The organism is Mesorhizobium intechi (genome assembly GCF_002879535.1).
GTDB lineage: Bacteria > Pseudomonadota > Alphaproteobacteria > Rhizobiales > Rhizobiaceae > Mesorhizobium > Mesorhizobium intechi.
Map to the genome: position 1 here is coordinate 1 of NZ_PNOT02000044.1, position 7,929 is coordinate 7,929.

Annotated in this window: 13 protein-coding genes and 1 pseudogene; 3 read left to right on the plus strand and 11 right to left on the minus strand. The window is 60.5% G+C overall.

The features are described 5' to 3' along the window. Positions 1-295 (minus strand): BstA C-terminal domain-containing protein (locus C1D09_RS34430; protein ID WP_484177369.1); only part of this gene is annotated, 295 nt, incomplete at its 3' end. A gap of 86 nt (positions 296-381) precedes the next feature. Between C1D09_RS34430 and C1D09_RS03850 the strand changes: the two genes are divergently transcribed. Continuing rightward, positions 382-894 (plus strand): hypothetical protein, encoded by a 513-nt coding sequence (locus tag C1D09_RS03850; RefSeq protein WP_143973071.1) that lies wholly within the window; start codon positions 382-384, stop codon positions 892-894. Between the two features lie 36 nt (positions 895-930). On the opposite strand, the pseudogene C1D09_RS03855 reads toward C1D09_RS03850, so the two are convergent. Together C1D09_RS03855 and C1D09_RS03860 are read right to left on the minus strand one after the other, a co-directional pair. Continuing rightward, positions 931-1,175, minus strand: a pseudogene (locus C1D09_RS03855) (hypothetical protein). 73 nt (positions 1,176-1,248) lie between these two features. Beyond that, the gene (locus C1D09_RS03860; protein WP_143973072.1) at positions 1,249-1,470 is read right to left on the minus strand and encodes a DUF768 domain-containing protein; all 222 of its coding nucleotides are present in this window, start codon (positions 1,468-1,470) and stop codon (positions 1,249-1,251) included. 103 nt (positions 1,471-1,573) lie between these two features. Here C1D09_RS03860 and C1D09_RS03865 point away from each other — a divergent pair, with 103 nt between their 5' ends. Together C1D09_RS03865 and C1D09_RS03870 are read left to right on the plus strand one after the other, a co-directional pair. Continuing rightward, a complete protein-coding gene (locus C1D09_RS03865; protein ID WP_342780204.1) occupies positions 1,574-1,852 on the plus strand; it encodes a hypothetical protein in 279 nt (92 codons plus the stop codon). A gap of 55 nt (positions 1,853-1,907) precedes the next feature. Continuing rightward, positions 1,908-2,150, plus strand: coding sequence for a hypothetical protein (locus tag C1D09_RS03870; RefSeq protein ID WP_167514477.1), 243 nt, complete (start codon positions 1,908-1,910; stop codon positions 2,148-2,150). 3 nt (positions 2,151-2,153) lie between these two features. On the opposite strand, the gene C1D09_RS03875 is transcribed toward C1D09_RS03870, so the two are convergent. From C1D09_RS03875 to C1D09_RS03910, 8 genes are all read right to left on the minus strand, one after another. Beyond that, entirely contained in the window at positions 2,154-2,858 is a 705-nt protein-coding gene (locus tag C1D09_RS03875; protein WP_143973075.1) for a hypothetical protein, read from the minus strand. Between the two features lie 28 nt (positions 2,859-2,886). Further along, positions 2,887-3,660, minus strand: coding sequence for a hypothetical protein (locus C1D09_RS03880; protein WP_167514478.1), 774 nt, complete (start codon positions 3,658-3,660; stop codon positions 2,887-2,889). Next, positions 3,591-5,330 carry a hypothetical protein gene (locus C1D09_RS03885; RefSeq protein WP_143973077.1) on the minus strand — a complete coding sequence of 580 codons (1,740 nt, stop codon included), beginning with the start codon at positions 5,328-5,330 and terminating at the stop codon, positions 3,591-3,593. The genes C1D09_RS03880 and C1D09_RS03885 overlap by 70 nt, the downstream gene beginning before the upstream one ends. Positions 5,331-5,373: 43 nt before the next feature. Beyond that, positions 5,374-5,577, minus strand: coding sequence for a hypothetical protein (locus C1D09_RS03890; protein ID WP_143973078.1), 204 nt, complete (start codon positions 5,575-5,577; stop codon positions 5,374-5,376). Positions 5,578-5,633: 56 nt separating this feature from the next. After that, the gene (locus C1D09_RS03895; protein ID WP_143973079.1) at positions 5,634-6,461 is read right to left on the minus strand and encodes an ATP-dependent Clp protease proteolytic subunit; all 828 of its coding nucleotides are present in this window, start codon (positions 6,459-6,461) and stop codon (positions 5,634-5,636) included. Continuing rightward, the gene (locus C1D09_RS03900) at positions 6,451-6,711 is read right to left on the minus strand and encodes a hypothetical protein (RefSeq protein ID WP_143973080.1); all 261 of its coding nucleotides are present in this window, start codon (positions 6,709-6,711) and stop codon (positions 6,451-6,453) included. Before C1D09_RS03900 ends, C1D09_RS03895 begins: the two co-directional genes overlap by 11 nt. A 217-nt stretch (positions 6,712-6,928) precedes the next feature. Continuing rightward, positions 6,929-7,453 (minus strand): hypothetical protein, encoded by a 525-nt coding sequence (locus tag C1D09_RS03905; RefSeq protein ID WP_143973081.1) that lies wholly within the window; start codon positions 7,451-7,453, stop codon positions 6,929-6,931. Then, on the minus strand, positions 7,422-7,811 hold the full coding sequence (locus C1D09_RS03910) for a hypothetical protein (protein ID WP_143973082.1): 390 nt from the start codon (positions 7,809-7,811) through the stop codon (positions 7,422-7,424). Before C1D09_RS03910 ends, C1D09_RS03905 begins: the two co-directional genes overlap by 32 nt. Positions 7,812-7,929: the final 118 nt, after the last annotated feature.

Here is a 7,929-nt window from a genome sequence, read left to right on the forward strand (position 1 = left end):
CCTTGGTGGCAACCACAGGCTTGATCTTGCCAATGCGCGCTTGATTGCTCAGGTAATCTGGCAAATGATCTGCCAGATACGTCTCGCGAAACCACTTGCGAAACTCACCGAGCGCGTCGTCGGGGTAGCAATAAGGTTGCTGCGGGTTCGACGGCGCCTGCGGGAAATAGACCGGATAGTCGTGCAGATACTTCTTGCGCGGCCCGTGGATGATGTCCAGGTTTTCTGCGACCCAATGCTTCGACCAGCGGAGGCCGACGCTGATGTCCGGAACGATATGCGGACCGACGTCGATCCCGGCGCCATCCGATCAGCTTGTGCATTGAGCGACCGTCTGATGTTAACCGCCGCCGATCACACGCCTTGCGTTAAGGAAGTCCCATGCCGGCTGATGTTCTGACCGAAATGTTTAAAGCCAAGCCGCTACTGGCATTCTCGCTCTATACCCAGGCACAAGCTGATAAGCTGCAGCGTATGCGGGATGAGATCGAGGCTCTGATGGCCGATACCGGGACCAACGAAGTGTTTAACGAATGGCAGCGAGCCACTGACTTTTTTTGGTTCTTCACGCTAGGCGCTTACGAAGTGTTGCGCACGATGGACCAGCACAACAGATGTTTTGTGCCTCTTGTTGGATCCAAGATCACTGAGATGAAACGTAGGATAGCCCCGCTCCGCATGCCGTTTGCAAAGCAAGAATACCAGGGAGGCGGCGGCCCGATCGGGGGCGAAAATTCCATCGTTGGCTTCAAAAACGGCTCTTTCCAGTATCGAGTCGGCGACACCGTCTTTGACGTGCGGGAAACGATGGCGGCAGTGTGTGATTTCCTTGGAGGCATAAAGCGAGATGATGTCCTCGCAGCGATGCCTATTGCTAAAAGAGAAACTCCCTAGCGGCCTCACCAGCGCGCGTTCTTCGCCGCCGCTGTCCTACACCGCCGTAGGAGGCCGAACCGGACCAGTGGTATTCCACTGGATGAACTCGACTTCCTTGCCGGTCACCTCCCGCACGGCTTTCAGCAGTGCCTCGTGCAGGATCCGCGTTGATCGGAAGTGCTCGCAATGAGGCGAGATGAACGGCTTGACGATACTCCTGTGCAGCGCCTCCGCGCGGCCGACAGGAAGCATTCAATCTCTTCGTGCGAGAACTGCTTTGATGGTTTGGACCTAGCCATTGGCGATCTCCGTTTTGATGGGGGTCGCCGCAACGGGAGGACTATATTCCTCGCATCGATCTCGGGGGCAAGGCTATTCGGACAGGCCGGCGTCGTAATGCACAATGGCATCGAGGATCGTGCGATAGAGGCTGTCGACCTCTTCATCGATTTCGCCGCGCTTGATGCCGAGGGCTTTGGCGTCTGCGATGAGTTTGTGCGTGAGCTCATCGACCGAAATGACATCAGCCTTCGTCGTCTCGGGCACATTGTTGGCCAGCCATCGGTCTAGGAAGTTGATTCCGCGCGTGCTCATCGACCCATAAGCTCACAGCGCATATTAGGTTCCGCTACTTGACGCCGGTGCCGCCCGCACCAGACTCCTCGGAATGGCTAGGGGTCTAAATGTTGGCGATGAGGTGGCAATAGACGCCACTGTTCTTAGACGCGTCACCGACGACAGGATCAGCTTGTCGATCCCAACCTATGGCTTTCCGCATTCCATTCGAGACAGCACGACGAAGGTGGCCAAAGGCCAGACAATCGAGCTGATCGGCAGCGTGACGCGGATCGAGAAGGACGCCGTTACCGTTACCCTGGGCGGCCCGATCGTGACGGTCTCTCCTGACGTCGTCAGACTGGTTGCCGCCTACAAGCCACCGACGAGGAAGACACCGCTTATTGACAAGCCGACGTAGCGCTGTTCGCCGAGCACAGTTCACGGCGAAGGAAAAGTGTCGAGGTCGCCATCCAATGGCGTTAACGCCTTCTTTGTCCGGCTTCTGTTACCGTCGTCTCATGGAATCGGTTTTCGACGATCTAATCGGTGCAGTGAAGGTACCCCGGAAAAGGCGGCGGCTTGCATTTGCAATCGTCACTTTTGCCGTTCTGACCATTGTGGCCGGCGCTGGCTTCGCATGGAAAAGCTCCGATCGTGCTGAGCCAAAGCTGCCGACGATCGACATCGGGCAGATCCTGCATCCTGGCGTGGTGTGATCCTTAAGGCCCGAAACTGATCGCACCGCCGATGTGCGCCTGAGACGCCGCAAGGGTAAGCGTGAGGTCCTGCGTCGTCGATGCTGCGGTGGTCGCAAAGTGGCAGGCGACGATGCGGTGATTTCCGGTGTTGCTGGTAAGGTCGTCGTCCTCGACCACGGTTTCACTTCCTGACCAAGTCTCCGTCCAGCCGGTGATCGTCGGCTCGCAAATGCCGATCGCCATGACCGCGCCGCCGACCTTGGTTTCGATGTCGTTGAGCGCGACCGTTGTGCTGGTCGCCTGCGCTGAGGATACCGCATCGAGCGGCGTCGCCGTGGTGCCAGTCAGCACCCAGACGAAGAAATATCCAGTCGACACGGTCCCAGAGGCTACTGTGGCGACGATGTTGGCAGTGCTCAAGGCACCTGGTTGGCAGAAAAAGTATTCAAGCCAACCGCCCGTAATGAACCCGAGCACAACGTCGCCCGGCCCCCATAGCGTCCCGCCAGTCGAGCCTACCGCCAAGCCACTGATCGTTGTGCTGAAGGCAGCCTCCCTGACGAAACCGACCACAACGACGTCAGACGCTCCCGTCGCAATCGGAACGCTGGGGATTGTGATGGTCCCACCAGACTGACTGCCGACGAACTTACCGATGTAGGTGATCGCGCTCGCCGGAGGCGCTGCGGAAGCTTTCGGCGAAAAAACCGGGCACGGGAATGTCACGCGAATACCCTCCTTGGATTTCTGTGTCTCACGCGACGTGGGAAAGCTGGCGAGATGGATTAATCTTCTCGCCGACCTTGTCGGGCCAACGGTGAAGCATCGTCGTCGCTACGCTGCCGCGTTGCACGACGGTCATGTCGAGGATTCCGCCGATTAGGTGCTGTCGATCAGTCGTCGGGTCAAAGGGATCGATCGGCACCGGTAGGTTGCGGAAATATTCAAACACTCTGACGCCATACCGAGAAAGCCAGGCTTGGATGGTGTGATCTCCGCTCGGTGGTGGAACACCGATCGCCTCGAGGTTGATGGTCCTGCCATCGGTGCCGAATCCCCAGTGCATTGGTCCGGGATCCATCAGCGTCGAAGGGGCACAGCCATATTTCGCCGGCCTGTTCTGGAACATCCTATGCATCGGCCCGGCGGCCTCGGAGACGCCCGCGATCAGGATCTCCAGCATTGGTGAACTCGGCAGCCAAGGCAAGGCCGCTGCGATTTCGGCCAACATCTGGTCGAAACCGGATCTCTCCGCGGCGGCGATGATCCTTTGGGAGACGTCTTCCCCGAAGTCCAGATTGCCGCGGTAGGCAACCGCCAGCGGGAGGCGCTCCGATACCGCGACCTTTCGCGCGACCTTCAACAGCGTTCCGTCGCGATCGTAGACGGCGCCGTCGGTGAGAACGATGACGGCGTCCGGCGAAATCGCCGATGAGAGTGCTGACAAGACGCCCGACATCATGCTGTCTCCTTGAAAATTTGATCGGTGGCCTGCGAACCATCGCAGGCTAGACCCGTCAGCGAGCATTCCGATTCCAGAACATCGGCCACAGGCACAGGTAACCTCAGCGGCCGTGGCAAATACCAAATGACAGGAGCAGGTCCGCCACCAGGCAGGATAAGCAAGGCCTGCCAGGTCTCGTTGAGGCCGTACTGGCCGAGATCGCTGCTGGTCTTCAGAGGCCACGACGATGTGCCAGCATCGAACGTATTTACGAGGGCGAGATCGGAAACCCTGAATTCACGGATGTCATTGCCGGTGAACGACTTGATGGCGATGAGATCTGATCCGGATTTCATGCGCTTCGACATCAAGGGCTCGGCGAGATCCACGACCGTTCCGACGCCGGTCGAAGTGTTCGAGCGCAGCAGCGTGGAAAGGTCAGGCGTGTAGACGTAGAGGTGACCATTTGCGTCAAGCACGATCACACTGTCGCTCTCCTCATCGTAGTGGCAGGCGACCGCGTTACCGGAGAGCGCGCTGAGGGTGACGTCGGTGTCGGACAAAAGGCCGGTGACGTCCCAGCCGAGCCGGTTGACTATCTTGCTGGTGCCCGAGATGCTGCCGCGCAGCGCGTAAGCATAGTCTGGTCCTGCGGAAAGCGTGGCCAGGTAGGAGAGCGGCGAATGTGTCGTGCTCGCCGTCCAGACAAGGCTCCAGCCGGTACCGATGTTCGTCAAAAGCGAGAGGCTCGAAGCGAAGACGCCAACAAGCAGATAGGTGACGCCGCCGAAGCTGACGTCATCCATGATCACATTGTTTTCGTTCAGACCGCCAAGCCCGGTGACTTCCTGCCTGAAAGCCCCTGTCGCGCAGTCATAGAACCCTACACTATCGCCGGCGCCACCGATCACGGCGACGTCATTTCGATCAGTGATGTGGACCGACCCTGTATACGAAACGTTGCCGGTGAAGATCGATGTCGCGGCCGGCAGCCGGTTGATCGAGAAACTGCCAGCGTGGTTCGACGCGAGGTAATTACCGTTGGTGTCGTTGCCGTAGGCGCTGCTTGTCGCCGAAAAGCCGGTATCAACGCTGATCGTCGCGGTGCTCGACGAATTGAGGATCTCAGCCTCGATGTTTGGAACCCGGATACCGAATTCGTCGAGGGGCAAGTTCTTGACGACGATATAGATGATACCCGGCCACGCCGGCACCTGGCCGGCGCCGCGATCGGCCTCGATATCGGGATCCGGTGCCTGAGTGTCGGTGCCGAGATAGACCCGGATTGAGGCCCCCTTGGCGACGCCGATCGCGCCGGTGCCGTGATCGACGGCGTCCTGCAGCGCCTCGGCGGAGACATCGAATATCAGCTTGTCGTCAGCCCAGACGCGCGTTACCCCGGAACACGGCCCGTTCCACGCGAAGGCAACGGCAAAGGTCGCCGTATAGCTGTACGTCGTGACTTCCGGGCCAAGCGCTTTACCCTGCCGCTCCGTCTTCACATGCTCGTCGACGTGATTGCCCTTGAGCCAGATCACTGCGCCGGCGGTGCGGATCGAGCCATAGGTGCGCGCGAGCTGATCGCCATATTGGGAGGTCTGCGCCTTCAGGCTTTCGGCGCGCGGCCCCTTGATCTTCTGCGGGAAGAAATAGGCGATCGCCAGATTGATGCCGACGCCGACAGCCGTGGTGACGATCGAGCCGAGCAGGCCGCCGCCGACCGCGGCACCGGCGAGTGGGGCTATGAAGGCCATTTGGGCACCTCATGATGGATGGCGAGCAGCCGGCGGTCGGAGATCATTTTGTCGATCGACCCTTCCGCTGCTTCCCAGTCGCGACTGCATCGTCGTCGACGACAAGCACCCGAAACGTTTGGTCGCCGAGCTGGATCTCTCGCGCATAAGCGATCTCACCAGGCTGGACCGCATAGGCCGGGCCAACCCTGGTCATTGTCGGCGTGCGCTGCTCCAGCGCAACAACTCGCGCCGCCAGCGTCTTCATGCCGTTCCAGACTTGGGCGAAAGGATTTGCAGGCGTCTTTGCGGTGACCGGACGTTTCATCGTGAGAACCTCGGCGCGGCCAGGCAAGCAGCCATGTAGGAGGGCGAAAATCGGAAGTTTGGCGCGCCAATCATCCGCGCACTCATCCCGACCTGGCGCCGGCATCGTTCCGGCCATGTTGGATCACACGGTGCGAAGAGGCCGTCGACCTCGTGAAGCAAGCCAGCGAATACCGCGGCTGGTAGCGGCATGTCTTTCTCGTGCGACATTTCCCGGGCGAACAGATCTCGCCGGCCGCCGGTGCGCTCGACGATCAGCTCGAGCATTGCGCGATCGGCCGCCAAGGTGGCGTCGGCGGCATCAAGGTGACGGCTTGCCGTCCAGCGGTCCGATGGTCTGGCGGAAAGAGTATCGACGGCACTCCAGTGCACCAGAAGGTGCGCCTCAGGCGCTGCGGAGCGGTGGTCTGCAGCGAGCAACGCGACAATAGCTGCCGATGCGCAGGTTTGTGTCACCCGCGCGGACTTCCGAGCTGCTGGATGCTCGCGAATCGAGGCGTAAAGCTCGAACGCCGAGGTCACACTGCCCCCGTGCGAGTTAATGTTCAGATGGAGTTCCTCAGCGAACGGCGCGGCATCAAGTTGCCGCTGAACCTCCCGGACTGTCGTCTGGCCGATCTCTCCGGCGATCCTGATGGTTGCCACCTCGGCGACTGGTCCTGTGGCGCGCGCCAGCTTCGCCATCAGGCGATTGGCGGCGGCGCGGTTTTCGCGCGGTTTTACGAGATTAAGAACTGTCCCGGGCGCCTTCGATGGCGCAGCCGTGGGTGTCGGCATTCTGCCGGCGGCGAGTGCTGGGAACTGAATGACTTCGTCATTTCGCATCGAACGGCTCCCGCCAGATCAAGATTCGGAATATGGCCCTGCCAAGGCGCATGCGGCGGCTTGCGATCTGCTGAGATTCGGAAGCACCTGGCACATCAAATGCGCCGAGATCCTCCGCACCAGAGCCGAAATCTATCGCCCCGGGTGGACCGATCAGGTCTGAGATCGGGTCTTTGTTTGGCAGGCCAATGATCGCCGCCGCAAGGATCGCAGCCACAGTTTCCGCGGTACGATCCGAGCGGTCGTTCATGCCGCTCGACCCCCTGGCAGGGCGCCGACCGTTTGGCCGGCGCCCTGAGGGAAGGTTGAGCCCTTGGCGCGCGATAGGACGCGCTGGCGCTCGCGAGTTTTACCATCCTTGACCTGAGCAACGCACGCGCCCGGCCGGCGCAGGAGGATGGCGGTCTGCTCTTGGACGCATCGCACAAACGCCCGCAACGAACTGCCGACCGAGTATCTCATGGTTTTTAGCGTCCTCCGGCGAGCTGCAGTCGCAGCGCCCGGACCGTGGAAAGCACGGCTTCCGCGCGATAAGCGTTCAGTGGAGCGACAAGGCCGTTCTGGATAGCGAAGCGGTGGATGTCGGCAAGTCCGGCCGCCGCGAGTTCGACGAGCGCGATCGCATCCGACATTTCGCCCGCCAATGAAGCTGCTGGCAGTGCGGCGCGCTCTAGGAATTTCGGCTGGAATGCCGCCCGCGCATCAGCAAGCGCCTGCCGGGCCGTGTTCACAGTCACGGTGAGGCGGTCGACCTCTTTCTGGAGCTCGTTAGACTTCGCACGGGACTTGGTGGCACCGGCGGCAAAATCGGCCCGCAGGCTTTGAGTCAGGAGTTCCATCGCCTTGGCCCGATCAGTGCGCGCGCCCCGGTAAGTGGCCGCAGCGGCCTGGGCCGATGCTGACATCTGGAGCCGAAGGGAATCGCGTGCCGCCTCGATCCGAACGGCAAGCGGGTTCTGGTCAGCGTCGGCGGTCGGCTTCGTAAACATCATCTGATCGGATCTCCTCGGTTTCGGAACAGCTATCACATTCGATTTGGTCGGCTCGGGAACGCGTTACGGTCGCATCGAGCAATTCCTCGATTGCCCGCGTGATGGCGGCACGGTTGCCGTCGTCCCAAGCTTGGAGGCGGCTGTTTTCAATAAGCCAGTCGGCAAGGGCCGCGAGGTTCCGGACCTTGATGAGGAGCATCGCGCCACCCTCGCGCCGCAGCGCGTCGTGGCGACGCTTACGATCTCTCGACGAGTCGGCCATCGCCATGACTGGACCAAACCAGGCGCCCGGCGGCGCGATGAGCTCGGTCACAGATCGGGCAGCTGTGGGAAATAAATTGGTCGGTTTTTCGGCCATCGATCAAGCTAACCTATTGTATTTGTTAATCCGTTGGAGATTTTCAGCCCCCCACAAGGTCCCAGAAAATAATCGGGCGAAAAAAAATCCCTGAATTTCCCTCAAGCGGCGCTAGCCC